General features: G+C 63.5%; 26 protein-coding genes. 14 read left to right on the forward strand and 12 right to left on the reverse strand.

What is annotated here, in order from left to right:
* Positions 1-168: 168 nt before the first annotated feature.
* From KU306_RS00405 to KU306_RS00415, 3 genes are all read left to right on the forward strand, one after another.
* Positions 169-1,899, forward strand: a complete 1,731-nt coding sequence (locus KU306_RS00405) for a S8 family peptidase (RefSeq protein WP_258302522.1) — start codon at positions 169-171, stop codon at positions 1,897-1,899.
* Between the two features lie 60 nt (positions 1,900-1,959).
* Positions 1,960-2,214 (forward strand): hypothetical protein, encoded by a 255-nt coding sequence (locus KU306_RS00410; protein ID WP_007543040.1) that lies wholly within the window; start codon positions 1,960-1,962, stop codon positions 2,212-2,214.
* A 507-nt stretch (positions 2,215-2,721) separates the two neighbouring features.
* Complete coding sequence (locus KU306_RS00415) at positions 2,722-2,874, forward strand: hypothetical protein (protein ID WP_258302523.1); 153 nt, start codon at positions 2,722-2,724, stop codon at positions 2,872-2,874.
* A 103-nt stretch (positions 2,875-2,977) separates the two neighbouring features.
* Here the strand turns inward: KU306_RS00415 and KU306_RS00420 are convergent, their stop codons facing one another.
* The 3 genes from KU306_RS00420 to KU306_RS00430 all read right to left on the reverse strand — a co-directional run bounded on the left by KU306_RS00420 (position 2,978) and on the right by KU306_RS00430 (position 6,484).
* Positions 2,978-3,475: a DUF2062 domain-containing protein gene (locus KU306_RS00420; RefSeq protein WP_258302524.1), complete on the reverse strand. Its 498-nt coding sequence runs from the start codon at positions 3,473-3,475 to the stop codon at positions 2,978-2,980.
* 74 nt (positions 3,476-3,549) lie between these two features.
* On the reverse strand, positions 3,550-3,987 hold the full coding sequence (locus KU306_RS00425) for a CBS domain-containing protein (RefSeq protein WP_309138738.1): 438 nt from the start codon (positions 3,985-3,987) through the stop codon (positions 3,550-3,552).
* 157 nt (positions 3,988-4,144) lie between these two features.
* Positions 4,145-6,484: a methyl-accepting chemotaxis protein gene (locus tag KU306_RS00430; RefSeq protein ID WP_258302526.1), complete on the reverse strand. Its 2,340-nt coding sequence runs from the start codon at positions 6,482-6,484 to the stop codon at positions 4,145-4,147.
* Between the two features lie 140 nt (positions 6,485-6,624).
* Between KU306_RS00430 and KU306_RS00435 the strand changes: the two genes are divergently transcribed.
* The gene (locus KU306_RS00435; RefSeq protein WP_007543035.1) at positions 6,625-6,924 is read left to right on the forward strand and encodes a zinc ribbon domain-containing protein; all 300 of its coding nucleotides are present in this window, start codon (positions 6,625-6,627) and stop codon (positions 6,922-6,924) included.
* A gap of 11 nt (positions 6,925-6,935) precedes the next feature.
* Here KU306_RS00435 and sucD read toward each other — a convergent pair whose 3' ends face one another.
* The 3 genes from sucD to KU306_RS00450 all read right to left on the reverse strand — a co-directional run bounded on the left by sucD (position 6,936) and on the right by KU306_RS00450 (position 9,510).
* Complete coding sequence (gene sucD / locus KU306_RS00440; protein WP_007543034.1) at positions 6,936-7,805, reverse strand: succinate--CoA ligase subunit alpha; 870 nt, start codon at positions 7,803-7,805, stop codon at positions 6,936-6,938.
* Complete coding sequence (gene sucC / locus KU306_RS00445) at positions 7,802-8,947, reverse strand: ADP-forming succinate--CoA ligase subunit beta (protein WP_007543033.1); 1,146 nt, start codon at positions 8,945-8,947, stop codon at positions 7,802-7,804. The genes sucD and sucC overlap by 4 nt, the downstream gene beginning before the upstream one ends.
* 80 nt (positions 8,948-9,027) lie before the next feature.
* On the reverse strand, positions 9,028-9,510 hold the full coding sequence (locus tag KU306_RS00450; RefSeq protein ID WP_258302527.1) for a DUF7979 domain-containing protein: 483 nt from the start codon (positions 9,508-9,510) through the stop codon (positions 9,028-9,030).
* Positions 9,511-9,648: 138 nt separating this feature from the next.
* On the opposite strand from KU306_RS00450, the gene KU306_RS00455 reads away from it, so the two are divergent.
* The 6 genes from KU306_RS00455 to KU306_RS00480 all read left to right on the forward strand — a co-directional run bounded on the left by KU306_RS00455 (position 9,649) and on the right by KU306_RS00480 (position 16,614).
* Positions 9,649-10,614, forward strand: a complete 966-nt coding sequence (locus KU306_RS00455) for an NADPH:quinone reductase (protein WP_258302528.1) — start codon at positions 9,649-9,651, stop codon at positions 10,612-10,614.
* A gap of 72 nt (positions 10,615-10,686) precedes the next feature.
* Entirely contained in the window at positions 10,687-11,394 is a 708-nt protein-coding gene (locus KU306_RS00460) for an SDR family oxidoreductase (protein ID WP_258302529.1), read from the forward strand.
* A gap of 264 nt (positions 11,395-11,658) precedes the next feature.
* Positions 11,659-12,996 carry a sodium-dependent transporter gene (locus tag KU306_RS00465; RefSeq protein WP_258302530.1) on the forward strand — a complete coding sequence of 446 codons (1,338 nt, stop codon included), beginning with the start codon at positions 11,659-11,661 and terminating at the stop codon, positions 12,994-12,996.
* Between the two features lie 171 nt (positions 12,997-13,167).
* The gene (locus KU306_RS00470) at positions 13,168-14,586 is read left to right on the forward strand and encodes a sodium-dependent transporter (protein WP_007543025.1); all 1,419 of its coding nucleotides are present in this window, start codon (positions 13,168-13,170) and stop codon (positions 14,584-14,586) included.
* Between the two features lie 217 nt (positions 14,587-14,803).
* Entirely contained in the window at positions 14,804-16,348 is a 1,545-nt protein-coding gene (locus tag KU306_RS00475) for an acyl-CoA carboxylase subunit beta (RefSeq protein WP_258302531.1), read from the forward strand.
* The gene (locus KU306_RS00480) at positions 16,345-16,614 is read left to right on the forward strand and encodes a DUF8022 family protein (protein ID WP_007543021.1); all 270 of its coding nucleotides are present in this window, start codon (positions 16,345-16,347) and stop codon (positions 16,612-16,614) included. Before KU306_RS00475 ends, KU306_RS00480 begins: the two co-directional genes overlap by 4 nt.
* Positions 16,615-16,697: 83 nt before the next feature.
* Here KU306_RS00480 and KU306_RS00485 read toward each other — a convergent pair whose 3' ends face one another.
* Positions 16,698-17,366 (reverse strand): glycerophosphodiester phosphodiesterase, encoded by a 669-nt coding sequence (locus KU306_RS00485; RefSeq protein WP_258302532.1) that lies wholly within the window; start codon positions 17,364-17,366, stop codon positions 16,698-16,700.
* A 167-nt stretch (positions 17,367-17,533) separates the two neighbouring features.
* Here KU306_RS00485 and KU306_RS00490 point away from each other — a divergent pair, with 167 nt between their 5' ends.
* The 4 genes from KU306_RS00490 to KU306_RS00505 are packed head-to-tail and all read left to right on the forward strand — an operon-like array spanning position 17,534 to position 21,832.
* Positions 17,534-18,874 carry an extracellular solute-binding protein gene (locus tag KU306_RS00490; RefSeq protein WP_258302533.1) on the forward strand — a complete coding sequence of 447 codons (1,341 nt, stop codon included), beginning with the start codon at positions 17,534-17,536 and terminating at the stop codon, positions 18,872-18,874.
* 22 nt (positions 18,875-18,896) lie between these two features.
* Positions 18,897-19,790 carry a carbohydrate ABC transporter permease gene (locus KU306_RS00495; RefSeq protein WP_007543014.1) on the forward strand — a complete coding sequence of 298 codons (894 nt, stop codon included), beginning with the start codon at positions 18,897-18,899 and terminating at the stop codon, positions 19,788-19,790.
* Position 19,791: 1 nt separating this feature from the next.
* Positions 19,792-20,652, forward strand: a complete 861-nt coding sequence (locus KU306_RS00500; RefSeq protein WP_007543012.1) for a carbohydrate ABC transporter permease — start codon at positions 19,792-19,794, stop codon at positions 20,650-20,652.
* A 1-nt stretch (position 20,653) separates the two neighbouring features.
* Positions 20,654-21,832, forward strand: a complete 1,179-nt coding sequence (locus tag KU306_RS00505) for an ABC transporter ATP-binding protein (RefSeq protein WP_258302534.1) — start codon at positions 20,654-20,656, stop codon at positions 21,830-21,832.
* A gap of 20 nt (positions 21,833-21,852) precedes the next feature.
* Here the strand turns inward: KU306_RS00505 and KU306_RS00510 are convergent, their stop codons facing one another.
* From KU306_RS00510 to cofD, 5 genes are read right to left on the reverse strand one after another with little or no spacing between them, the layout of a single operon-like run.
* Entirely contained in the window at positions 21,853-22,041 is a 189-nt protein-coding gene (locus KU306_RS00510) for a 30S ribosomal protein S17e (RefSeq protein ID WP_007543007.1), read from the reverse strand.
* Positions 22,042-22,065: 24 nt separating this feature from the next.
* The gene (locus tag KU306_RS00515) at positions 22,066-22,734 is read right to left on the reverse strand and encodes a DUF447 domain-containing protein (RefSeq protein WP_258302535.1); all 669 of its coding nucleotides are present in this window, start codon (positions 22,732-22,734) and stop codon (positions 22,066-22,068) included.
* Positions 22,731-23,585 (reverse strand): triphosphoribosyl-dephospho-CoA synthase, encoded by an 855-nt coding sequence (locus KU306_RS00520; RefSeq protein ID WP_258302536.1) that lies wholly within the window; start codon positions 23,583-23,585, stop codon positions 22,731-22,733. The genes KU306_RS00515 and KU306_RS00520 overlap by 4 nt, the downstream gene beginning before the upstream one ends.
* Complete coding sequence (locus tag KU306_RS00525) at positions 23,585-24,376, reverse strand: tRNA-dihydrouridine synthase (protein WP_258302537.1); 792 nt, start codon at positions 24,374-24,376, stop codon at positions 23,585-23,587. Before KU306_RS00525 ends, KU306_RS00520 begins: the two co-directional genes overlap by 1 nt.
* Positions 24,376-25,371 carry a 2-phospho-L-lactate transferase gene (gene cofD / locus KU306_RS00530; RefSeq protein ID WP_258302538.1) on the reverse strand — a complete coding sequence of 332 codons (996 nt, stop codon included), beginning with the start codon at positions 25,369-25,371 and terminating at the stop codon, positions 24,376-24,378. The genes KU306_RS00525 and cofD overlap by 1 nt, the downstream gene beginning before the upstream one ends.
* Positions 25,372-25,423: the final 52 nt, after the last annotated feature.

Here is a 25,423-nt window from a genome sequence, read left to right on the forward strand (position 1 = left end):
GCTAGAAACCAACACACAGTTGTTACTTTACTATTACTTCCACCTAGTTGACAACAACTATTGTCAAATATACGGATATTAAACATGGTGTCCCTCGCGAAGGGGAGGTGAAACGAGCCGAGGAGACGGAACGGGAACACCACAGAAACGGAGGAAGGAAACCCAGCAATGAATCCGAACACGAGAGACGCAGAAGCGGTTCGAGGAAAGCCGGAACTAGTCATGGTCGCCAAGTCGGACGTCGAGTTACGGGCACGACCCGACGGGCTGACTTCGGCAGCGAACGCCGACCTCAGTCCATTGTCGGACGTTCTCGACGACGAAGGTGCGACTATCGAACCACTCTTTGGAACCACTGAAGAGCGCTTGCGCGCCGACGTCGAAGCCGTCGCTTCCGAGTCGGACATGGACGTCCCGGACCTGTCGCTGTATTACACCGTCGACGCGGACGAAGACCGGATGGAAGCGGTCGCCAAACGGTTGAACGAACTCGATGCAGTCGAAGCCGCGTACGTGAAACCACCGGCAGAACCAGCGGAGGCGGTCGGAGAGGCCGAAGTCGAGGCCCTCAACGACATGACTCCAGCCATAGAGTCGCCGCCGGTGAACACGCCGGACTTCACACCTCGTCAGGGATACCTCGATTCCGCACCCGACGGTATCGACGCCCGCTACGCGTGGCAATTCCCCGGCGGCAGAGGACAGGGGGTCGATGTGATCGACCTCGAATGGGGCTGGAACTTCAGCCACGAAGACCACCAGAACAACCAAGGTGGCGTTGTCGGAGGCAGCAACTCGCCGTACGACAACCACGGGACTGCCGTCATCGGTGAAATCGGTGGCGACCAGAACGGACTCGGAGTCACCGGTATCGCATCCGAGGCCAACGTCAGCGCGGTCGCCTTCTCGATGGCGACGGCACGAGCGATTCGACTCGCCGCGAATCGGTTACACCGCGGCGACATCATGCTGCTCGAAATTCACCGACCGGGCCCGCGAAACAACTTCCAGCAACGCGGTGACCAAGACGGGTACATCGCCATCGAATGGTGGCCCGACGATTGGGCGGCCATCCGATACGCCGTCGCGAAGGGAGTCATCGTCGTCGAAGCCGCGGGGAACGGTGACGAGAACCTCGACGACGCGATTTACGACAACAGGCCCTCGTGGTTCCCCTCCGACTGGAGTAATCCGTTCCGGCGGGGCGACCGCGACTCGGGTGCCATTGTCGTCGGTGCCGGTGCGCCACCGTCGGGCACTCACGGGAACGACTGGGGCCCCGACCGGTCGCGTCTCGGCTTCTCCAATTACGGGAGCATACTCGATGCGCAGGGGTGGGGCCGAGAAGTCACCACCACCGGATACGGCGACCTCCAGGGCGGGTCGAACAAAAACGAGTGGTACACTGACCAGTTCAGCGGGACGTCGAGTGCGTCACCCATCGTCGTCGGCGCGTTGGCCTGCGTACAGGGAATCTTGCGGCGGGACAGCCAAGCCCAACTTAGCCCACTGCGAGCGCGTGAGCTACTTCGCTCGACAGGAACGCCCCAGCAGGACGCGCCCGGTCGTCCCAGTTCACAGCGAATCGGGAACCGACCGGACCTCCGGGAACTCATCCCCAATGCGTTGCAGACCAGTGACTGGACCGGCGTCCAGTTCCGCGGGACCGTCCCGGCAAACAGTACGCGACGCTGGTTCACGTGGGGCTGGCCAGCACAGTGGCACGTCTTGTGGACTGTCGTCCCGACGTCGCCCGACCCCGGTGGACCCCAGATTAGCTGGAACGTCGAGGTCGAACGAGCCACCCACGAGAACATCACGTACTGGATTAGCATCACGAACAAGACCGGTTCGTCGGTGGACGTGGAGGCCCGCTACGCCGTCCTCGGGGAGACATAAGATGACCCGACTCACGAACGCGAGCAGCCGACACGACCGAACACACACGGAGACACGAAGATGAACACAGGAGTCCAATTCCGCGGCACCGTCCCGGCAAACAGCAGCCGACGCTGGTTCACGTGGGGCTGGCCCGAAAACTGGCACGTCACGTGGTACGTCGTCCCCACGTCGCCCGAGAAAGGCGGCCCACAAATCGACTGGGACGTAGAGGTAGAGCGCGCATCGAGCAACGACATCACGTACTGGATATCGATTCAGAACAACACGGGCGACAGCGTCCAGGTCGAAGCCAGATACGCGATACTGAACTAGAGGAACACAGCCATGCGCATCATCATCGAGACGGACGAAGAAACGGACGCTGAGACGATTCAGACCGCTGTTCGAGAGCAACTCGACGCTGCGAAGAAAGCACCCGAAGAAGCCACCGACGCAGGAAGAGCACCCAGTATTGGTTCCACTACCAGTCCGACACAGCCCGAAAGCACGCCGAAGTCGAATCCAACACCGAAACGAACACGGGGCGATTCGGAACAGACCGTCGATGGCGGTGCTGCGCCGCGCTCGCTAGACGCGTCCACGTCCAGAGATGGAAGATCCGGGTACACCACGGGGCAAGCGACCGACGCAGGAAAAGCACCCCAAACAGATCCAAGCCCAAGCCCGAGGCGAGAGCCGTCGAGGCAGGAAGGGAATCCACATGCTGGTCGGTCTCCCAGACAGGCCGCTGGGTCCACGTTCGAGGAAAAGGCCGACGCTGGCCGTCCTTCAGTCCCGACTAATGGGAGTCCGACAGCCGCCCCCGTCGAGCAAACAGCGATGGATTACGAGGCCATCGTTTCGGGGACCGTAGCGGAGGTCAAAGACCGTGTCAGAGGCGGCCATCTGGACATCACGAGGCTCATCGAAGCAGAGCGAGCCGGAGAGGCACGAAACACGCTCATCGACTGGTTAGAGAGGAAGCAATCGTAGCTGTCGCACGCTGAGAAACGCTCACCGAAGCGACAAGCCAACATCTGGTGACAACTCTGCCACCACCATTTTCTCCACGAGTGACCCACTCCACCGAGACTCACTAATCGTCCGCGGGGGCGACATCCGGCACGGCAAACTCCCGGCGGCGGTGAAGTTGCACCAGTGACAACACCGTGACGTACCCGAGTGCGGCCAGCACCACAGCCAGAAGCCCGTTCCCGAGCAGTTGCCGAAGCACGATGTCGAATCCGGCGTCGAGAGACACGTCCGAAACTGACGCGCCGGGAACCGGGCCGAGGAGGAATGACCCGAGCCAGAAACTCGCACCGTAGACGGCCCACTTCACGGGGGGGTTGAAGACGACGAGCGACGCGACCAACGCGAGTTTGTTCGCCCGGTCGACGAAGTAGGCGACGAGTGCGAAGATGACAAATGCAGTGCCAGCGGTTGGCAGTGCCGTCACGAGAACGCCGAAGGCGAAGCTCAGGGCGATTTCGTGGGGAGTGTGGTCCTCCGCAATCGCTCGCTGGATACCCGACTGGACGCGCGTCGGCAGCGCCGTGATATTCGCTCGGACTGCCGCGACTCTCTCGCGCACTGTTGTGGGCTAGATGCGCGTGTTCGATATCAATTCTTCGTCGGCGACGGAGTGCGCACTACCGCCAATGGGTGCTACCTGAACCGTCGGTCGGACTCCCACTTCCGTTTGAGTCCCATCGACTCGGTCACGTTGCGGGCGATATCCGAGACGTGGTGTCCGATATCGCTCACGGTCACGATACCCACCATCTCCGACCCGTCGAGGACGACGAGCTTCTTGATTTCCTCGTCTTGCATCTTCTTCGCGGCGGCACGCAGTGTCGCAGTCGGGCGAATCCACGTAATCGGATGGGACATGACCTTCCGAACTGGAATCCCCGACAGACAATCGTCTATCGAGACGCCAGCCCACAGGATGTCCGACTCGGTGATGATTCCGGCTGGCTCGTCGTCGACGGTGACGATGGCGCTTCCCGTCCCGTTCGTGAGCATGGTCCGCGCGCAGTCGGAGACCGTCGAGTGCTCGTCAACTGTCACAACGTCTTCGGTCATTATTTCGTCAACTTGCATGGGTACTGGTCCGCAGAGACTGGTTCAGTGAGCGATGCCATTCTGATGAGAAACTCGATGTATTCACTTGAGTGTTATTCACACGCATGATTCTGCGGTAGTGCGAGTCCGGGGATTTCAGCGGACGAGACGGGTGTCGCGGCCTCGGACCACCTCGTCAGTCGTCGCTCGGCGTCGGTGCGTCAGCCGGGTTCGAAGTCGAGGAGTGACTGTCCTCAGTCGGTGGGTCCGCGGGGTCGGGAGCGTGGTCGGAAGCCGATTCTTCGTGGCCGTCAGTACCGCTGGCGGCGTTGCCGTCGTGGGTGCCGCCCGACACAGCTCCGTCACCTGCAGAGACCTCGAACGCATCGAGCAGTTCGTCGAGGTGAGCGACGTGGGTCGAAAGCTCGCGGATGTCTTGGTTGACGTCCGTGAGCGCCGCGGTCTGCTGTTGGGCGGCCGCCGAGACGGTCTCCGCCTCTGCGGTCGTCTCTTCGGAGATACCCGCGATTTCGTCCGTCATGGCGAGAACCTCCTGCGAGGAGTTGGCTTGACTGCTCGTGGCGTCCGAAATCTCTCGAACGCTGTCGGTCGTCTCTTCGACGCGCTCGACGATACCGCCGAAGGAGGCGAGTGCATCGTCGACCGAGTCTGCACCTTCTTCGACCCGGTCGCGCATGCGCTCGATACGGGAGACGACGGCGTCGCGTTGGGTCTCTATCTCTTCGATGAGGTCCTCGATGTCGGCCGCAGAGGACTTCGTCTCCTGTGCGAGTTGCTTGACCTCGTTGGAGACGACGGCGAACCCTTCGCCGGCCTCGCCCGCCCGTGCGGCTTCGATGTTGGCGTTGAGCGCGAGGATGTCGGTCTGCTCGGCGATTTCGGTGATAACCTCGACGATGTTCCCGACTTCTTCGAGTTTCTCGTCCAGTGCTTGGACCTCCGTGACGGTCGCTTCCGTCTCGTCACGAATCGTGTCGATGTCGTCGAGCGCTTCGCTGGCGGCGGCTTGCCCGTCGAGAGACCGGTTTTCCGCCTCTTCGGTGATTCTGACGAGTTCGTCGGCCGCGGAGGCAATCTGCTGGATGGACGCCGAGAGGTCGTTCACCTCGTCGGAGACGGCCATGAGGTTGTCAGTCTGCTCGGTCGCCCCGTCAGAAATCTGCTGGACGGACTCGGAGACTTCCTCGCTCGCGGTGGAAACCTCGTCCGCCCGCGACGCGACCCGGTTGGCGAGCGTCGCAACCTCGTCGCCGAACGTGACGACGGTTCCGAGCGTCTGTTCGATGTCGTCCATCATCTCGTTGTACGACTCGGCGACGAGGCGCATGTCTTGGCTCTGCGAGTCGGTCGGGAGCCGGACGGTCAGGTCGCCGTCGGCGGCCTTCCCCATGGACTCGCTGTAGCGTCGGGCGTCAGCTCGCTGGTCGCGCAAGTCGTCGCGGAGGTTGTCGATACCGCGGACGACCTGTCCGAACTCGTCGTCGCGGTCTGTCTCCAGTTCCACGTCGAGGTCGCCGCTGCGGAGCGTCGAGACGGTGTCCGCGAGTTCGACGAGCGGTTTGGCGGTGTTCCCGCGGATGATGAGTGCGAACCCGACGAACCCGAGGATGCTCATGAGCAGGAGTACCCCGAACTGGATGCCAATCGCCCGCGATTGTGCGAAGACGGCGCTGGTGGGTGCGTGCAAGAGGAGCACGCTGCCGCCGTGAATCGGAACGTGTGCGACCAGATGCGGCGAGGAGACGAACCCTTCGACCGGTGGGAGGCGGGACACGCCTGCTTTCCCGGCGAACGCCGCATCGAGTGCCGCGGCGTCGGCGGCGGGGTATGCAACACCGGCTTGGCCACCGCCACCGTCGTAGACGATAGTTCCGTCTTGCGTGACGAGTTGAGTGAAGCTTCCTTTGGTACCACCGTCAAATGCAGCCCCGAGCGACGAGGCTTCGGCCACCAGAACGATAGCCTGCGGTTCGATAGAGGGCAGCGGCGCGACGAACGCCATGTAGGCGACGCCGTCTTTGACGTACACCGTCGTTCGCTCCACGCCGTCGTCAGAGAGGTCGGCGCTCTCGGGAAGCGGTATCTGCCCGTCTTCGTAGAGTTTCGTCCCGGCGACGCCGTCCTCAGACGAGCCGAGAACCTCCGTCGTCTCGGTGTTGACGAAGTGGAGCGCAGCCACGTCTTGCGGCATATCCTCTTTCGCCTGCGAGAGTGCTTGCGAAGACCGGTCTTCGGTCGTACTCCCCGCCGATGGGTCGGCAGCGACGATGCTGACGAGTCTCGACCGCTCTTCGATCCACGAGTTCACTTGCAGGCCCTCGCGTTCGGCCTCGGTGAGCAAGTTGGCGCGGGCGTCTTCGTTGATGCTTGCCGACGTCTGTTGGAACTGAATCACACCAACACCAGCAACGAGAACAGAGACAAGGAGCATCGCAGAGACGAGCCGTCGCACGTAGCTCTTCGTAATCGCATCAGGAAGCCGGGATTCGGCTTCCTCGACGATGTTTCCAGCCATTACCCAACACGAATAGAATTTCCCCGATAAATCCGCGCTCCTGAATATCAACATCGATAACCTTCTTGTGTGTTCGTTGGAAATATTGGATTCCACTAATCAAGCGTCACAGATAGGGCTGTTCAGTGCTATCGTCACCCATGGAAGCTGTCGTTCCCCTCCTCGTGGCGGGCTTTTGCATCGTGGCCCCGTCGCTCCTCTTCGTCGGGTTCGTCCGCCTCCTCGATAGCATGCGGGACGACGCGCTCGTCGAACGGGTCGTCGACCGACTCGACGAGGGTGTCGAAGGTGAGGGAACGACTGTCGACCCGACGCTGTTCCTCCAGACGGCACAGGAAAAGTCGCGCGAGCGAATGGTCGTCTGTCGGGAGTGCGGCGCGCCGAACGTGGTCGGAAGCAATCGCTGTGGGATGTGCGGAACGCGGCTAAAACGAAGATAGGTGCGGAAGACTTAGAGGAAGTCTTCGATGTGGTCGGCGACTTCGTTCGGGGTGTCGCCGACGGGGACGCCCGCGTCGTTGAGGGCGTTAATCTTGGACTCTGCGGTGCCCGTACCGGAACCGGAGACGATAGCGCCCGCGTGGCCCATGCGCTTGCCCGGCGGTGCCGTGCGGCCCGCGATGAAGCCAGCGACCGGCGTGTCCATGTTCTCGGCGATGAACTTCGCGGCCTGTTCTTCGTCTTCGCCGCCAATCTCACCGCACATGACGACGGCTTCCGTGTCGGGGTCGTTCTCGAACGCTTCGAGGGCGTCGATGAACGAGGTGCCGATGATGGGGTCGCCGCCGATACCGATGGCGGTGGTCTGGCCGATGCCGCGCTCGGTCAGGTTCGAGACGACCTGGTACGTGAGGGTGCCGGAGCGCGAGACGAGGCCGACGTTACCCTCCTCGAAGATGTTGCCGGGGAGGATGCCGAGTTTGGCCTCGCCGGGCGTGATGATACCCGGGCAGTTGGGGCCGATGAGACGCGTGTCGGTCTCTGACAGACGCTTGTTGACCTTGGCCATGTCCTGCGTCGGGACGCCTTCCGTGATGGCGACGACGAGGTCGAGGTCCGTGTCGAGCGCCTCGAAGATGGCGTCCGCGGCGAACGCCGGCGGGACGAACACGACGGAGGCGTTGGCGTCCTCCTCTTCGACGGCCTCGGAGACGGTGTCGTAGACGGGGATGCCGTCGACGTCCTGTCCACCCTTTCCGGGGGACGTTCCGGCGACGACGTTCGTGCCGTACTCCACCATCTGCCGGGTGTGGAACTTCCCTTCCCCACCAGTGATACCCTGTACAACTACACGCGTGTCGTCGTCGACGAAAATGCTCATTGGGACACCTCCTTGGCGTTCTCGACAGCACGCTGGACGGCGTCTTCCAGCGTCGCTTCGACCTGCACGAGGTCGGTGTTCAGAATCTCCATGCCTTCCTCGGCGTTCGTGCCCGCGAGGCGGACGACGACCGGTTTCGGAATCTCGTCGAACTGCTCCAGCGCCTCGTTGATACCCTTGGCGACCTCGTCACCGCGGGTGATGCCGCCGAAGATGTTGAAGACGACAGAGTCGACGTTCTCGTCGGAGAAGACCATGTCAAGCGCGTTGGCGACGCGTTCTGCCTTCGCACCGCCGCCGATGTCGAGGAAGTTGGCGGGTGTGCCGCCGTAGTAGTCGACGAGGTCGAGCGTCGTCATGACCAGCCCGGCACCGTTGCCGATGATGCCAGTGTTGCCCGACAGACGGACGTAGTCGAAGCCGTACTCGCCAGCCTTGGCTTCGAGTTCGTCCTCGTAGGAGTCTTCTTCCATCGCCGCGAGGTCGTCGTGACGGAAGAGCGCGTCGTCGTCGATGTTCATCACGGCGTCCGCGGCCACCACGTCGCGGTCCGAGGTAATCATCACGGGGTTGATTTCGATGTCAGACGCGTCGTTGGCCTCGTAGAGGTCGTAGAGCGTCGAGAGGAACGAGGCGACGTCGAAGGCGACGTCGCGGGGGATACCAGCCTCGAAGACGACCTTGCGGGCCTGGTACGGGTGCAGACCGAACGCGGGGTCGATGTGCTCGCGTGCGATGGCGTCGGGGTTCTCTTCGGCGACTTCCTCGATGTTGACGCCACCCTCGGTCGAGACCATCGCGACGGGCTTGCCCTCGCTGCGGTCCATCGTGATACCGACGTACAGTTCGTTCTCGAAGTCGACACCAGCCTCGACGAGAACTTTCTCGACGGTGTAGCCCTTCAGGTCCATCCCGAGAATGTCCTCGGCGGCCTGACGAGCTTCGTCTTCGTCCATGGCGATTTTGATACCGCCAGCCTTGCCACGCCCACCGACGTGTACCTGCGCCTTGATGGCAGCAGGGTAGCCGATGTCCTCGACCGCCTCCATAACCTCGTCTACCGACGATGCGAGACGGGACTCGGGCACCGGAATCCCGGCTTCGGCGAAGATGTCCTTCGCCTGATATTCGTGAAGCTTCATGCCATCCGTGGGAGGGGAAGGCACGCGCTTAAATCCCAATCATCTCCTCGTCGGAAGGCGGTGAAATTCGCCGACGGAGATTACTCGCGAACGAAATAATACGCGCCGAAGAGCCCGGATACGAGACCGAGCCCGGCGAGGACCGGACGCAGCAGATAGAGTTGGACGAGCGCACCCACGTCGATGCCGCCGCCTATCTGGTCGGCACGCAGTGAGTACACGTCTCCCTCGTATCTGACCGGGTACAGACCGTGGCCGACGTCGATGTGATCCGTCGCGTAGTGGAGGTCCGGTGCGGTCTGGTTCTCGTCGTCCACCACGTACGTGTTGTTCGACGCGGCTCGCGCCCGGTCGAAGGCACGCTGTGCCGCTGGCGAGAGGTCGTCGTAGGGAACGACGTCTGACTCGCTGTACGAGAGTCCGTCCACGGTCCCGTCGGTCGCGGGATGGACTTCGACGGCGTAGTCGATGTCTCGGGACGTGTCCACGATGGGCATCGCCGCCGCCCCCGCGAAAAAGACGACGGCGACCGCAACAAGCGTGAGAACGCGTCGGGAGGGCATCGGCGAGTGCTTCTCGATGCGCCGGTAAGTGTTTTCGGCCAGCCAATACGTCTTCGTGGGCTCTCCACACCATCTGCTCTCCCCACCAATCTCTCCGGTGACTCCGTTTTTATCAGGGACGGCGACGCACGCAGAGCCATGCGCGCCGTTCGATTCCACACCCACGGCGGACTCGACGTGTTGCAGGTAGACGACATCGACGTGCCCGAGCCACGGCCCGACGAGGTGCTCGTCGAAGTCGCCGCTGCCGGCGTCAACCCCGTCGATACCTACTTCCGAGACGGGTCGTACCAACCCTTCACCATGCCGATGATTCCGGGCGTCGATGTTGCTGGCGAGGTTGCAGCCGTCGGCTCCGGCGTCACCGACTTCGAAGTTGGCGACCCCGTCGTCGGCACCGGCATCGGAAAGGACCACTACGGCGGCTACGCCGAGTTCGCGGCGGTTCCGACCGACCGTCTCGCGGTCCTCCCCGACGACGCGGACCTCGTCGCGGCGGGCGGCGCGGGAGTTGCGGGCGTCACCGCGTGGCGGGCGCTCGTCGACCACGGCGGGATGCAACTCGGCGAGACAGTTCTGATTCACGGCGGCTCAGGCGGCGTCGGCCACGCGGCCGTCCAACTCGCCGACGCAGCAGGGGCACACGTCATCGCCACGGCGGCCCCGACCTACCACGACCGCGTGGCAGAACTCGGCGCTGACGTGGTCCTCGACTACACCCGCGACGACCTCGCCGAGGCAGTGAAAGACGCCGCGAAGGGTGACGGCGTGGACCTGACGCTCGACCACCGCCTCGACGACTACCTCCAGTTCGATGCCGACGTGGCAACCACAGGCGGTCGAGTCGTCGGTATCGGCGAGAACGACCCGCAGGTCGGGTTCGAACTGTCGTCCGCCGCTCGCGGGAAGGACCTCCAGATTACGATGATGAGCATGTTCAACACGCCGAAACTCGCGGCCCCGCTCCGGGAACTCGCCGGACTACTGGGCGCTGGCGACTTCGAAATCGACGTTGCGCGAACCTACGACCTCGAGGAGGCTGCAGACGCACACCGAGCCGTCATGGAAGACAGCGTCCTCGGAAAGCTGGTTATCACGCCCTGAGCGCTCTCCGGATACTGCGGCGTCTCGACTGGCCACCGCACCTTATGTCATTTGAGGGCAATTGTCACATCCATGAGCGTCGATTTCGACTTCGAAGGGACAGTCGCACTCGTCACCGGTGCCAGCGGGGTACTCGGTGGTGCAGTCGCCCGGGCCTTCCACGATGCGGGCGCGTCAGTTGCGGCCGCGGATGTCGTCGAACCGGACGACGAAGACGGCTTCTTCGACTCGGATGGCGTCCGTTTCTACGAGGGTGACTTCACGGACGAAGACGAGGTCGCCCGCGTTGTCGACGCCGTCGCGTCCGACTTCGGCCGCATCGACCACCTTGCGAACATCGCGGGAACGTGGCGCGGCGGGACGCCCATCGACGAAACCGACGCCGAGACGTTCGACTTCCTCTTCGACGTGAACCTCAAGACGATGTTCCTCGCCTCGAAGCACGCGATTCCACACCTTCGTGAGACGGCGGGGACCATCGTGAGCGTCTCTGCTCGGTCGTCGCTCGAAGGCGGCGAAGGCGATGGCATCTACCGGGCGTCGAAAGCCGGTGTTCGACTCCTGACGGAGACGATTGCAGAAGAGAACCTCGGCGACGTGCGTGCGAACGCGGTGATGCCGAGTATCATCGACACGCCGATGAACCGGGAGATGATGCCCGACGCGGACTTCGAAACGTGGGTCACGCCAGCGGAGATTGCACAGACGATTCTGTTCCTCTGTTCGGACGCCTCCTCGGCGACGAGCGGGGCGGCGGTCCCGGTGTACGGCGAAGCGTGAGAAATAATTATTAACTTGACAATACTGAGGGTGATTAGGCGTTACTACCACCGGGTTGCTTTGGGTGCGCGCGAATTTTTGCACCGAGCGCATGACATTCACGAACACGACAAGCGTTAGAAATCAGGGGTGAATAATCGCCAAGATTCGGACGAACGTGCCATCATATATAATCGTTTGGAGAAATGTGTAGGTTTTCCGCCCGATATGCGACGGCATACCGCGTCATTTATCACACCCTCGTCAGCAACACGGTGGTAGAACATGAACGAACGTGAAACCTGGGCGACGAGAGCAGGCTTCATCCTCGCTGCAGTCGGCAGTGCAGTCGGTCTCGGGAACATCTGGCAGTTCCCGTTCAAGACTGCGCAGTTCGGCGGGGCATCCTTCCTCATCGTCTACGTTATCGCCGCGCTCGGCATCGGCCTCCCGGCCATCCTCGCCGAGTTCGTCATCGGTCGGAGAAGCAACCTCAATACCATCAGCGCCTTCGAGAAACTCGGCCACAAGAACTGGCGCTTCGTCGGTGCTCTCGGCTTGTTCACCGGCTTTTGGATTCTGTCGTACTACAGCGTCGTCGGCGGGTGGGTCCTCCGCTACATCGGCGGCAGCCTGACGGGTGCGTACTTCGGTGCGCCCGCAGAGTACTTCGGACAGATTTCGGCCGGTATGGACGCGCTCGCGCTCCACGCCGTCTTCATGGCGCTCGTGGTCGTCATCGTCGCCGCCGGTATCGAAGACGGTATCGAGAAGGCGACGAAGCTGATGGTTCCGAGCATCATCGTCATCCTCGGTGCGCTCGCAATCTTCGCCTTCACGCTCCCCGGAGCGTCCGAGGGCTACGCGTACTTCCTGTCGCCCGACTTCGACGCGCTCTTTGCGAACTTAGGCGACATCGTCCCCTTCGCCGTCGGGCAGGCGTTCTTCTCGCTGTCGCTCGGTATGGGCGCGATGATTACCTACGCCTCTTACATCGACGGCGACCAGAGCCTGTTCGGTGACGGTATCACCATCGTCTTCCTGAACAGTTTCGTCGGCATCCTCGCCGGTCTCGTCGTGCTTCCGCTCCTGTTCGCACAGGGCATCGACCCCAACACGAGCGGTGCCGGTGCGGTGTTCATCAGCGTCGCTGGCGCGTTCGCCAACATCCCCGGCGGACAGGCAATCGGCCTCATCTTCTTCCTCGTGGTTCTCATCGCCGCACTCTCGTCGGCGATTAGCCTCCTCGAAGTCGTCGTTTCGTGGGCTATCGACAACTACGACGTGACGCGCCCGCAGATGGCCATCCTCCTCGGTGGCGTCATCTTCCTGCTCGGCGTCCCCTCGGCACTCGACACGGCGTGGCTCGGCTGGTTCGACACGCTGGCGTACAAGTTCTTCCTGCCGGTGGGCGTCCTCGGTATCCTCATCTTCGTCGCGTGGGTCTACGGCGCACCAGCCCTCGACGAAGTGATGAAGGGCAGCGGCCTCGGCGAAGGCGTCGGCCTGACGTGGCTCTGGCTCGCACGCACGCTCGTCATCGTGGCTGTCGTCGCCACGCTGGTCCTGGGATTCCAGACCCTGTTCCTCGGCGAGAGTCCGGCTATCATCCCGCCTATCTGAGGCGGCGAATCGACACATTTTTGAGTAGTTACGATTCCTCGATAGCGGTGCATTTTCTCCGACAATCCGACGGAGAATTTTGCGTTTGAGGCGGGTAAAACCGTTAAATTTCTGTGGTGACGTATCTTCGGTCCGAAAGTCATTTTAGGGATGGGCTGTCAATGAGTGTCAATGGCACGAGAAACATGGGCGACGCGGCTCGGGTTCATCCTCGCCGCCGTCGGAAGCGCGGTCGGTCTCGGGAATATCTGGCGGTTCCCGTGGCAGACCGCAGAAAACGGTGGGAGCGCGTTCCTCGTCGTCTACCTCGGAATCGTCCTCCTCGTCGGCGTCCCCGGACTCCTCGGGGAGTTCGTCATCGGACGTCGCGCGAACAAATCACCTGTCGGCGCACTTCGGGAACTCTCCGGGCAACGCTCGTGGGGCTTCATCGGCATGTTCTCGGTCATCACCGGCATCTCGCTGTTGTCGTTCTACAGCGTCGTCGGCGGCTGGATTATGCGCTACCTCCTCGAAAGCGGCGTCTCTCTGGTCGGCTCTGACCCCGCGTACTTCACGAACCCCGGACAGTACTTCGGCGGTGTCTCCGCCGGCGCGGATGCTGCGCTCTACCACCTGCTGTTCCTCGGACTGACCGCACTCATCGTCTTCGCCGGCATCCGCAAGGGCATCGAACTCGGCACCAAAATCATGATGCCCGCTGTGCTCGTCCTCCTCGGCGGCCTCGCTGCGTGGGCCGCGACCCAACCGAACGCGGCCGCAGGCTACGCGTTCTTCCTCCGCTTCGACCCCTCGGTCATCTCGGAGAACTTCTTCGCTATCCTCGGTCCCGCCGCCGGACAGGCACTCTTTACGCTCTCTCTCGGCGCAGGGACGATGATTACCTACGCCTCCTACCTCGGCGAAGACCGCTCGCTCCCCTTCGACGGGAGCGCCATCGCCGTACTCAACACGAGCGTCGGCGTCATCACCGGACTCGTGGTCTTCCCGCTTCTGTTCTCGCAGGGTATCAACCCGACCGAGACGGGGACTGGCCCCGGCGCACTCTTCGTCGGCCTCGCGGGCGCGTTCTCGCAACTCCCCGCCGGAACGCTCATCGCAACCGCGTTCTTCGCCGTCGTGACGCTCGCGGCGCTGTCGAGTTCTATCAGCATGCTCGAAATCCCGGTCGCGTTCCTCGTCGACGAATACGATGTCTCCCGAAAGCGCGCAGTCGCCGGAATGGCCGGTCTCGTCGCGGTCACTGGCACCGTCTGCGCGTTCGAACCCTCCATCTTCGGCTTCGTCGCCGGAACGCTCGTCAACATTCTCCTGACTGCCGGACTCGCCGCGTTCCTCCTGTTCGTCGGCTGGGTCATGGGACGCGACGCTATCGAGGAGTTGGCGTCGGGCGCAGGGTCGCTCGGCCGCTCTCTCAGTACGCCGTGGCTCTTCGCCGTCGGCATCGTGCTCCCGCTGTTCCTCGTCTTCACGCTCCTGACGCACTTCGGTGTGGACGGTAGTATCGGCTTCTGGCGGACTGTGGGTATCGCAGTCGTCGCCAGTGCCGTCGCGTTCTTCGGTCTTCGCCGACCCGAATCGGTCGTCTGACGAAGCGAAGACCCGCACACTCCGCTCTTTTTTCGCGTTCGTGTGGTCGCTGTTCGACACCACCCCGTGCAGTCTGTCGATTCGCCACCTCAGTATGTGATGATTGTTACGTGTAGATTTCGACGACTGTCGAAGACTGGGTTGCCGGATTGCGGAACTCCTTTGACCCCGGGATACGCACCGATATTTCAATGAGCGAAGGTGGTCTGGCATGACGATGGAAGACCGGATCGACGAACTGCGGGAGAAGCGCGAGGAAGCGAAGAAAGGCGGCGGTGAGGACCGAATCGAGTCGCAACACGAGAAGGGCAAGATGACTGCGCGCGAGCGCATCGACTACTTCCTCGACGACGGCACGTTCCAGGAGTTCGACCAGTTCCGAACCCACCGTAACCACAAGTTCGGGATGGAGGAGACGAAACTCCCCGGCGACGGCGTCATCACGGGCTACGGAGAGGTAGACGGCCGAACCGTCTTCGTCTTCGCGCACGACTTCACCGTCTTCGGCGGGTCGCTCGGCGAGGTGTTCGCCGAGAAGGTCTGTAAGGTGATGGACAAGGCGATGGAAGTCGGTGCCCCCGTCGTCGGCCTGAACGACTCCGCGGGTGCGCGGATTCAGGAAGGCGTCCAGTCGCTCGGTGGCTTCGGTGAAATCTTCCGCCGCAACACCGAGGCGTCGGGCGTTATCCCCCAGGTTTCCGCGATTATGGGGCCGTGTGCCGGCGGCGCGGTCTACTCCCCCGCCCTGACGGACTTCACGTTCATGGTCCGCGACACCAGCCACATGTTCATCACCGGGCCGGACGTCATCAAGACGGTCACGGGCGAGGAAGTCACCTTCGACGAACTCGGTGGCGCGACGACCCACACCGCGACGAGCGGGGTCGCTCACTTCGCGACCGACACCGAAGAACAGGCACTCGACGACATTCGTCATCTCCTCTCGTATCTCCCGCAGAACAACGTCGAAGACCCGCCACGCGTCGAGCCGTGGGACGACCCGGAGCGCGAGGACGAACACCTCGCCGAAGTCGTCCCCGACCAGCCGAAAAAGCCCTACGACATGCACGACGTCATCGGCGGCGTCCTCGACGAGGACTCCTTCTTCGAGGTCCAGAAGGACTTCGCGAAGAACATCGTCGTCGGCTTCGCGCGACTCGACGGCCACTCGGTCGGTATCGTCGCCAACCAGCCGCGTGTGAACGCCGGAACCCTCGACATCGAGGCCTCGGAGAAGGCCGCCCGGTTCATCCGGATGTGCGACTCGTTCAACGTCCCGATTCTCACGTTCGTGGACGTCCCCGGCTTCCTCCCCGGAACCGACCAGGAACACAACGGCATCATCCGCCACGGCGCGAAGCTGCTGTACGCCTACTCGGAGGCGACCGTGCCGCTCATGACGGTCATCACGCGCAAGGCCTACGGCGGTGCCTACGACGTCATGGCTTCGAAGCACCTCGGCGCGGACGTGAACTACGCGTGGCCGACCGCCGAAATCGCAGTCATGGGTCCGCAGGGCGCAGTCAACATCCTCTACCGGGAGGAACTGGCAGCCGCCGAAAACCCCGACGAGCGTCGTGACGAACTCATCGACGAGTACCGTCAGGAGTTCGCCAACCCGTACACTGCAGCCGACCGCGGCTACGTCGACGACGTTATCGAGCCGGCCGAGACGCGCAAACGACTCGTCTCCGACCTCAAGATGCTGAAGTCCAAGCGGAAGTCGCAACCGGACAAGAAGCACGGCAACATCCCGCTATGAGCGAGGACATCCTGTCGGGGCTGTCGATTCCAGACGACGCGGACCCGGAAGAGGCCGCAGCCATCGCCGCCGCGGTCGGCGCGCACATGCGCGACCAAGCCGCGGCCGCAGCAGCGGCAGCCGCGAACGGTGACGAAGAGACGTGGAACGAAAAGCGCTGGCAGTACGCCGGCCGACTCGAATCGGTCACCGGCTGCGGTCGTCGGGTTCCGTCGGGTGCGCCCACGAACGCGTGGGCCGCTTCGGGGCGCACGGACCGGTTCTAATCTACTCTCCCTGCTTTCAGTCTACTCTACTTTCTCCGCTCTCAGTTCTACTCTCCCCACTCTCAATTCTACTCTCTCCGCTCTCAGTTCATCTGCTCGGCGACGAGTGCCGGGTCGTCCACGATGACACCATCGACGCCCCACTCGCGTAGTCTCTCGACCGTCTCGCGGTCTGGAACCGTCCACGTGTTGACGTCGAACCCAGCGGCCTGTGCCTCCTCCACGCGGGCCGCCGAGAGCAGTTCGTAGTGCGGGTGGATAGCTGCGCAGTCGAGTTCCGCAGCGACAGCGAGCGAGTCGGCCCAGTCGTCGGCGAAGAGGTACGCGACCGAGAGGGTAGACGCCTCCCGAACTTCGCGGAGCGCATCGGCCTCGAACGACGAGACGAGAACCTCGTTCGAAACGTCGGCGACGACGGCTGCGAGGTCGGTGGCGAGTCCCGATTCCTTCAGTTCGGCGTTGACGAACGTCGAATCCGGGAGCGCGTCGAACACCGCCGCGAGCGTCGGAATCGACTCGTCTGAGTCGCCGACGCGAAGTTCCTGAAGCTCCGCGAGTGTCGCGTCGGCGACCGCCCCCGACCCGTCGGTCATGCGGTCTACCGTCTCGTCGTGGAAGACGACGAGTTCGCCACTCCCACAGCGGCGCACGTCGAGTTCGACGCAGGGGAGACGCGGCGTGGCGGCGCGGAATGCAGCGAGCGTGTTCTCGGGCGCGAGTACAGGACAGCCCCGGTGAGCGAAAGCGCGCATGGAGGTGTGTGAGATACCTCGGTTGAAAGCCATTTCTCAATTGACACACAGTGACAAAGGCAAAACATGATGTCTAGATAGACAATCATTATGACACCCAAATCTATTTTCTCTAATTTATTATCTGAAAGAAAGGCTTTTCATCGACGCTTGGTTCCCTCCGAGCGATGCACGGTCTCAACCGACGACGCTTCCTCAAAGGAGCAGGCACGGCAGGCGTTGCTGGACTCACTGGACTCTCCGGTTGTACAGGTAGTCTCGGCGGCGGCGGCACGACGACAATCAAATTCTGGCACGCGATGGGCGGTGACACGGCGAAGTTGCTCGACAACATGGGTTCGGACTTCGAATCCCAGACCGAGGGCATCAAACTCGACGTGGCCTCGAAAGGGAGTTACCGCGAGACGCTGAACGCGACCACCTCCGCGGTGAAAGCCGGGAACCCGCCCGCAGTCGCCCAGATTTTCGAGGTCGGGACGCAACTCGCAATCGACAGTGGCGCGTTCGTCCCCGTCGAGGAAATCATCCCGTCGGACCGCATCGACTACGACCAGTATCTCGATTCGGTGATGAACTACTACCGCCTCGATGGGACGCTCAATTCGATGCCGTTCAACTCCTCGAACCCGGTTCTTTACTACAACAAAGACGCCTTCGAGGCGGCCGGACTCGACCCCGAGTCGCCGCCAAAGACGTTCGAGGAAGTCCGTGCGGCCTCTGAGGCGCTCGTCGCGAACGCGGACGTAGAGAAAGGAATCACGTTCGCCAACCACTCGTGGTTCGTCGAGCAGTGGTTCGCAGAGCAGGACGCGCTGCTCGTCGGGAAGCAGAACGGCCGCGCTGGGACGCCGATGAAGGCGAATCTGACGAGCGACGCCTCGCGGAACATCTTCGAGTGGTGGACCGACATGTACGACGAGGGCTACTACCTCAACCCCGGCGTCGAAGCGTGGAGCGCAGCGGACCAGGCGTTCCTCTCCGGCAAGACCGGCATGCACATCACCTCTACCTCGGGAATCACGTCGCTGACCACCGGTGGCAAGGAAAACGGCTTCGACGTCGGCGTCGATTACCTCCCCGTCCCGAACGGGTCGCGAAACGGTGTGGTCATCGGCGGGGCGTCGCTGTGGGTTCCCTCGGGCCTCACGGACGCCCAGCAGGAGGCCGCCGCCGAGTTCCTCCTGTGGCTGACCCAGCCCGAACAGCAGGTTCGCTGGCACAAGGGCACCGGCTACTTCCCAATCCACTCCGGAGCCGTCGACACCCTCGAAAACGACGGCTGGTTCGACGAGAACCCCAACTACGTCACGGCCTTCGAGCAACTCCAAGAGACGAAAGACAGCCCCGCCACCCGAGGTGCGGTCATGGGGCCGTTCCTGAAGACTCGGACCATCATCGAGGAGGGGTACGTCTCGATGATTCAGGGAACTCCGGTGGACGACGCGCTTTCGAACATGGACTCCAAGGTCGAGTCCGAACTCGAAGCGCACGCCGAGAAGACCAACTGAACGCCTCCACACTCGCATTTCTATGGTACGAGATATTCGCGCGTTCGACGACTCACGAGCGGCGGCGGTGTTTCTGGCACCGACGCTCGCCGTGTTGGTACTATTCCTCTATTACCCATCGTTCGAGACGTTCCGGCTCAGTCTCTACGAGACGCTGCTGCTGGGTCAGCAGACGACGTTCGTCGGCCTCGACAACTTCGTCACGCTCGCCACGTCGCCGGAGTATCACAACAGCCTGTTCGTCTCCTTCGCCTTCGCGGCCGTCGTGGTCGTCGGGTCGCTGACGATTGCGCTGTTCGTCGCCTACCAGCTCTATCGCGTGGACAAGTGGCGGTCCATCTACCTGGTCGCGGCCATCTGGCCGTATGCACTCCCGCCGGCTGTCGCCGCGACGGTGCTTCTGTTCCTCTTGCACCCGAACCTCGGCGTCATCACCCACTACATCGAGCTGATACCCGGCGTCGAGTTCGACTGGTTCACGAACGGCCCACTGGCCTTCGGCGTCCTCGCCGTCGTCGCCATCTGGAAGCAACTCGGCTACAACATCGTCTTCCTGCTCGCCGCGCTCCACAACGTCCCGGAGTCGCTGGCGGAGACCTCTCGTCTCGACGGCGTCGGGTCGCTGACGATGCTCCGCGAGGTGTACGTCCCACTCATCTCGCCAACGCTCGGCTTCCTCGTCGTCATGGACACCATCTACGCGTTCTTCGCGACGTTCCCGCTCGTGGACTTGATGACCAGTGGCGGCCCCAACGGGGCGACGAACCTCCTCATCTTCAAACTCTACCGCGACGCGTTCGAGTTCAACAGCCTCGGTCTCGCCTCGGCGGAGTCCATCGTCCTCTTCGGCATCGTCTCGATACTGATGTTGGCACAACTGAAACTGACGGGCGAATACGCCCACTACGGGGCCTAACATGGCGGTCGAAGATTCCTCCATCACCTCGGAGTCGGCGACCGTCGGCCTCCCGGACACGCTGTGGGTTCACCTCTCGCTCGTCGTCTCCATCGTCCTCATGGGTGCGCCCTTGCTCCTCGCGTTGCTGATGAGCACCCAGTCGACTGCCCAGATTTACGACGTGACGAACCTCGCTCCCGGCGGGTACGCCCTCGAAAACTACCAGAGCGCCCTCTTCGAGTACGACCTCGCGCGGTACATCGTCAACTCGTTCGTGATGTCGATTATCGTCGTCGTCGGGAAGGTGTCGTTGTCGCTTCTGGCGGCGCTAGCTATCGTCTACTACGACTTCCCGTACAAGGACGCCATCTTCGCGTTCGTCCTCTTGACGCTTCTCCTCCCGGTGCCGGTGCGAATCGTCCCGCTTTTCGAACTCATGGCTGACCTCGGCTGGGCGAACTCGATGCTCGCGATCACCGGGCCGTACATCGCCAGCGCGACGGCGGTGTTCCTGTTCCGACAGCACTTCCTGAGTATCCCCTCGTCGCTGGTCGAGACGGCCAGACTCGACGGCGTCGGCCCCATCGAGTTCCTCGTGGACGTGCTCGTGCCGATGTCGCGCGGCATGATTGCCGGCGTCTCGGTCATCACGTTCGTCTACGCGTGGAACCAGTACCTCTGGCCGCTCATCGTCGTCTCCGACCAGCAAAAGCAGGTCGTCCAAGTCGGCATCAGCTACCTCCAGAGTGCCAGTCAGGCCGGCCAGACGCAGTGGGGACTCATCATGGCGGGGTCGATACTCGCGCTCAGCGTCCCGCTCGTCGTCCTCGTCGCCCTGCATCGACCGCTCCTCGAAACATTCGCGCTCCAACAGAAGTGACATGACTGCAATCGAACTCGACTCAGTGACGAAACGATTCGAAGACGTGACCGCCGTCGACGGCATCTCTCTCGCCGTCGAACCCGGCGAGTTCCTCGTGCTCGTTGGCCCGTCCGGCTGTGGGAAATCGACGACGCTCCGAATGATTGCCGGCTTGGAGTCCGTCTCCGACGGCTCTCTCGAAATCGGCGGCGAGCGAGTCAACGGCGTCGAACCGAAGGACCGCGACGTGGCGATGGTCTTCCAGAACTACGCGCTGTTCCCGCATATGACCGCCGAGCGCAACATGACCTTCGGCGCGGACGCCGCCCGCGACATCTCCGAGTCGGAACTCTCGAAACGGGCGGCAGAGGTTGCCGAGATGCTCGGTATCGAAGACCTCTTGGACCGCAAACCGGCGGCCCTCTCCGGCGGCGAGCGCCAGCGCGTCGCTATCGGCCGCGCGCTCGTCCGCGAACCATCGGTCTTCCTGATGGACGAACCGCTGTCGAACCTCGACGCCAAACTCCGCATCCAGATGCGGACGGAACTCGCCTCGCTCCATCGCCGCCTCCAGACGACGACCGTCTACGTCACCCACGACCAGACGGAGGCGATGACCCTCGGCGACCGCGTCGCCGTGATGAACGACGGCCACGCCGAGCAGGTCGCTCCGCCACAGGAACTCTACGACCGCCCCGCGACCCGGTTCGTCGCGGAGTTCATCGGTGAACCCGCGATGAACGTCTTCCCGGTGGAAGTCCACGGCGACTCCGTCGTCCACGACACCGGCCTCGAAGTCCCCGTCTCAGCGGACGAAATGGCCGCGCAGGACGGCATCGACGCCGCAGACCTCGGCGTCCGGCCCGAAGACATCGGTATCGCGCCTCTCGACGATGCGCCAGCAGGCACCTGTACCGCGACTGCCGAAGTGACGGTAACAGAACCCCTCGGCGACAGCCTCCTCGTTCACTGCCGGCTCGGCGACGAGACGGTGCAGGTCTCGACGACCCCGCGGGCGACGTTCGAACCCGGCGAACGGGTGGCGCTCACGGTCGATGCTGACCGCTCACACCTGTTCGACCGCGAGACTGGTGAGGCGGTGTATCACGCCCCGAAAACAGCAGTCGGGTCGTCCGAAGACCGGACGCAGCGCGCCGACGCAGTCGCTCCCGGAGCGGGCGGAGAAGAGATTCAGTAGAGAATCGTCTGTGTCGAGAATTACGCTGCCTGACCGCCCTTCTTGCGGGTGATGTAGCCCGCGATGCGGTTTCGAACGCTCTTCGATTCGACGGTGGTCAGTTGGTCGACGCTGTCCTTGTTGGTCTCGAAGTCCGTGTTGAACGCCTGCGGGTAGCGCTCCAGCAGGATGTTACCCAACTGCTTGACGTATTTGGGCTTGATTGCCATGTCCGAGATTTCCCCGGACGAACACTAAAACGATTCGTTCCGTCTTTCCGCGGCCAACTCTCGCCAGCCGGTGTGTTCGTCGATGCGTTCGAACGCCTCGCGCTCGGCCTGACCGCCGCACGCCTCGACCGTTTCTTCGAAGTACGCGAGCCGAGAGAGCAGTTCGTCGGCGTCGAACGCGGGCACGTCGAGTCGAGAGGCCGCGACCGTCGCGTCGACGACGGCCCCGAACGCCCGGTTGATTGTGAACGGACGAGTCGCTTCGACTGCCGCCTCCGTGGGTCGAAGCTCCCACGTCTCCCAGTGAGTTCCGCCATCGTCGCCTGAATCGACCATCTCCACCTCGACTTCGGCCCACGCGTCCGCCGAGTCGAGGACGGGTGTCTCCCCTTCCCAGATTGTCATCGCGGCGTCCACGAAGTCCCGCGGGTCGCTGACGAACTGGACGACGCCGCCGCCCTGTCGGTGGAAGTTGCGGCGGGTTCGAGTGTTTCCCCACGTAGTTGCGGTGACGACGCCATCGTCTTGGTCTTCGTTGGGCGCGTGAAGCCCGAGTGCAGCGAAGTTCCACAAGTCGTTGGGGCCGAGCGTGGCGACGACCGACTCGGTGACGCCGCGGAGTTCGACCGGCCACTCGACGGTGTCGGCAGAGGTGCTGTCCTCGGTCGCGTTCTCGTCGGTTTTTCGACTCACAGTGGCACCCCCCGCTCCAGCGCGACGAACGTCGCCGCGCAGGCGATATCGGCGGTCGTTCCGGGGTTGATTCCCTCGGCGACGAACTCTTCGGCCAGCATCTCGGCCTCGTCGAGGTCGGAGACGGCCGCCGCGCGGTCCATCACGTCGCGGGCGACGGCCTCGCCGTGGTTCGTCACGACGAGCGTGTCCGGCTCTTCGGTGAGGAGGTCGACGAACGCCCGCGCGACGCGCTCTGTGACCGGCCCCTCGTCAGCAAGAATCGACTCGGCGGCGCGGAACGTCCGGGCGAAGTCGCCGGTCCACTCCCGCGCGTTCGCGTCTCGCTCGGCGCTCAGTTCCATGATATCGGAGAGGGTCAGCCCCGCTGCTCGAAGCGTCGATTCAGCGTTCGACCCGCGCCGAACGTCGAGGTCCGAGGCGTCTTCCGGCGGGTCGCCCACCGCGACGTCCACGTGTTCGAAGGCTCGATAGAACGAGACTGCGTCGTCCACGGTCGTCGCTTCCGCGACGCGCGTCGCCCCCGCGGGAGAGAGGTCGCCTGCGGCCGCGGCCCGCACGAGCGGGACGAGAAGCAGGAGACAGCCGAACTGCGTGTTTCCGCCCCCCTGTTTGCTCATTCCCTCGACCGCGGTCTCGAACGCCTCGCCGACTGGTGCGCCGTCTTCAGCCAGTCGAAGCCCCGCCGCCGACCCGACAGCACCAGTCAGAAAGTGTTCGAAGTGGAGGTCCGAGAGGTCGCGTCGGCGGTCGACGTTCCCCGGTTTGGGCGTCCCGGCGACTTCGAGGAGCAGTGCGAGTTCGGCGTGTCGCGCCGGGGCGAAGCCGCGCTCTGCGACTGGGGTCGGCATCAGACGGTCGCCTCCTGCTCGTCGTCCGAGTCCGGGCGACTGGCCTGTTCCGTGAACCACTCGTCGGTCGCGGCGCGCACGCGCTGGAGCACCTCCGGGTTGTCACTCGGCCGCCCGACGCTCACGGCGTCAGCCCCGTAGTCGAGGTACTCGCGAACCGTCTCGCGGTCGCGGACGCCGTTGTTGGCGATGACGAACAGATCCGGTGCGGCCGCGACCACATCCGCGACGGCCGCCTCGGAGTCCATCGCATCGACGTGAATCCAGTCTGCACCGGCGTCGGCGAGGATTGCAGCGAGGTTCGGGAGAGAGACGCCATCGACTTCAGCGCGGACTTTCACACCAACCGCTGCGCCTGCTTCTCGCGCCGTTTCGACGTACGCCACGAGTCTGTCGGTGTCGCGGAGGAGTGCCTCCCCACAGCCGACCGCACAGAGTTCGTCTTGGCGGCAGTGTGCGTTGATTTCGAGACCTGCATCGTGGTCGGCGCAGACCGCGGCGGCGTCGCCAATCGGGTCGGCCGTCGTCGCCCGGACGTTGACCGCGGCGAAGATGTCGGGGGCGTCTGCGGCGTCCACTTCGGTCAGTTGCTCGTCGAGAAAGCCAATCGGGTCGTCGGTGAGGAACTCCGAGCGGTCGCGGGCGACGAGGGCTTCGGCGGCCTCCTGTGCAGCCTCGTCGATGGCGACGCCGCCGAGGAACGCCGCGCCGACGTGGGTGGCAGCAGCGCGCGCCCACTCGGCGTCAGATTCGCCGCTGAGGCTCGCCACGGCGACGCGAGGGGCGAACATCACGACACCTCTGCGAGCGCATCGCGTACGGCGCGAGCGACGCGAGCAGCGTCTTCGGGCGCGTCGATTCGCGTGTCGGTGCGGACGACTGGCCTGTCGAGGTCGGTCCCGTCCTCGTCGTCGAGGACGAACGCGTCCGCGAAGGGGTACGCCTCGGCGACGCCCGCAGTCGAGGGGTCGTAACCGATTCCAGCCATGAGGTCGGCGGCCGGTCCCGAAAAGACGGTATCCTCGACGAAGGGCGAGACGGCGACGACCGGCGTGTCGGCGAGCGCGTCGGCGAAGTCGTCGAGGGCGAGCATCGGGCCGATGCTCGTGACCGGATTCGAGGGACCGACGACCACGGGGTCCGAGAGCGCGGCGGCGACTTCGGGCGTGATGCTCGCCTCGTCCGCACCGCGGAATTCTACGTCTCGAACCTCGGGTTCGGCGCGGTGGTGAACCCAGTACTCCTGAAAGTGCATGACACCCGACTCCTCGGTGTGGATGAGGGTCGCCACCGGGTCGTCGCTCATGGGCAGGAGCGACACGTCGAGGTCGAAGGCGTCCGCGAGCGTCTGTGTGACCTCGGTCAGCGAGTTGCCCTCGTCGAGGAGCGAGGTTCGCGTGATGTGGACCGCGCGGTCCCGGTCGCCGATTTCCATGAACTCGGCGATGCCGGAGAAGCGTCGCCAGCGAGCGATGTCGCGGCCAGCGGTCTGGGCCTCGGGAGAGAGATATCGCGGGCCGGGTTCGAGGCCCGCCGCGTCGGCGAGGCGATGGAGTTCGTCGTCCGTCTCCGTGGTGTCGCCCGCGATGCCCCACCAGCGGTCGGTGTCGAGGACGCCGCCACCCGAAAAGAGGACGGTGTCGAGGTCGGGACAGACGAGGTGGCCGCCGAGTTCGACGTCGTCGCCGGTGTTCGCGACGACTGTCGTCTCGGCGGGGTCGAATACCTCGGCGGCCCCATCGAGGAGTTTGGGGGTGCCCGTGCCCCCGGCGAGGAACGTTACCATGCTCCGGCGTAGGGTGACCGGCGGTTTGAAAGTTCCTTCACCGGAGACGGCG

The sequence above is a fragment of the Haloferax larsenii genome, assembly GCF_024730625.1.
GTDB lineage: Archaea > Halobacteriota > Halobacteria > Halobacteriales > Haloferacaceae > Haloferax > Haloferax larsenii.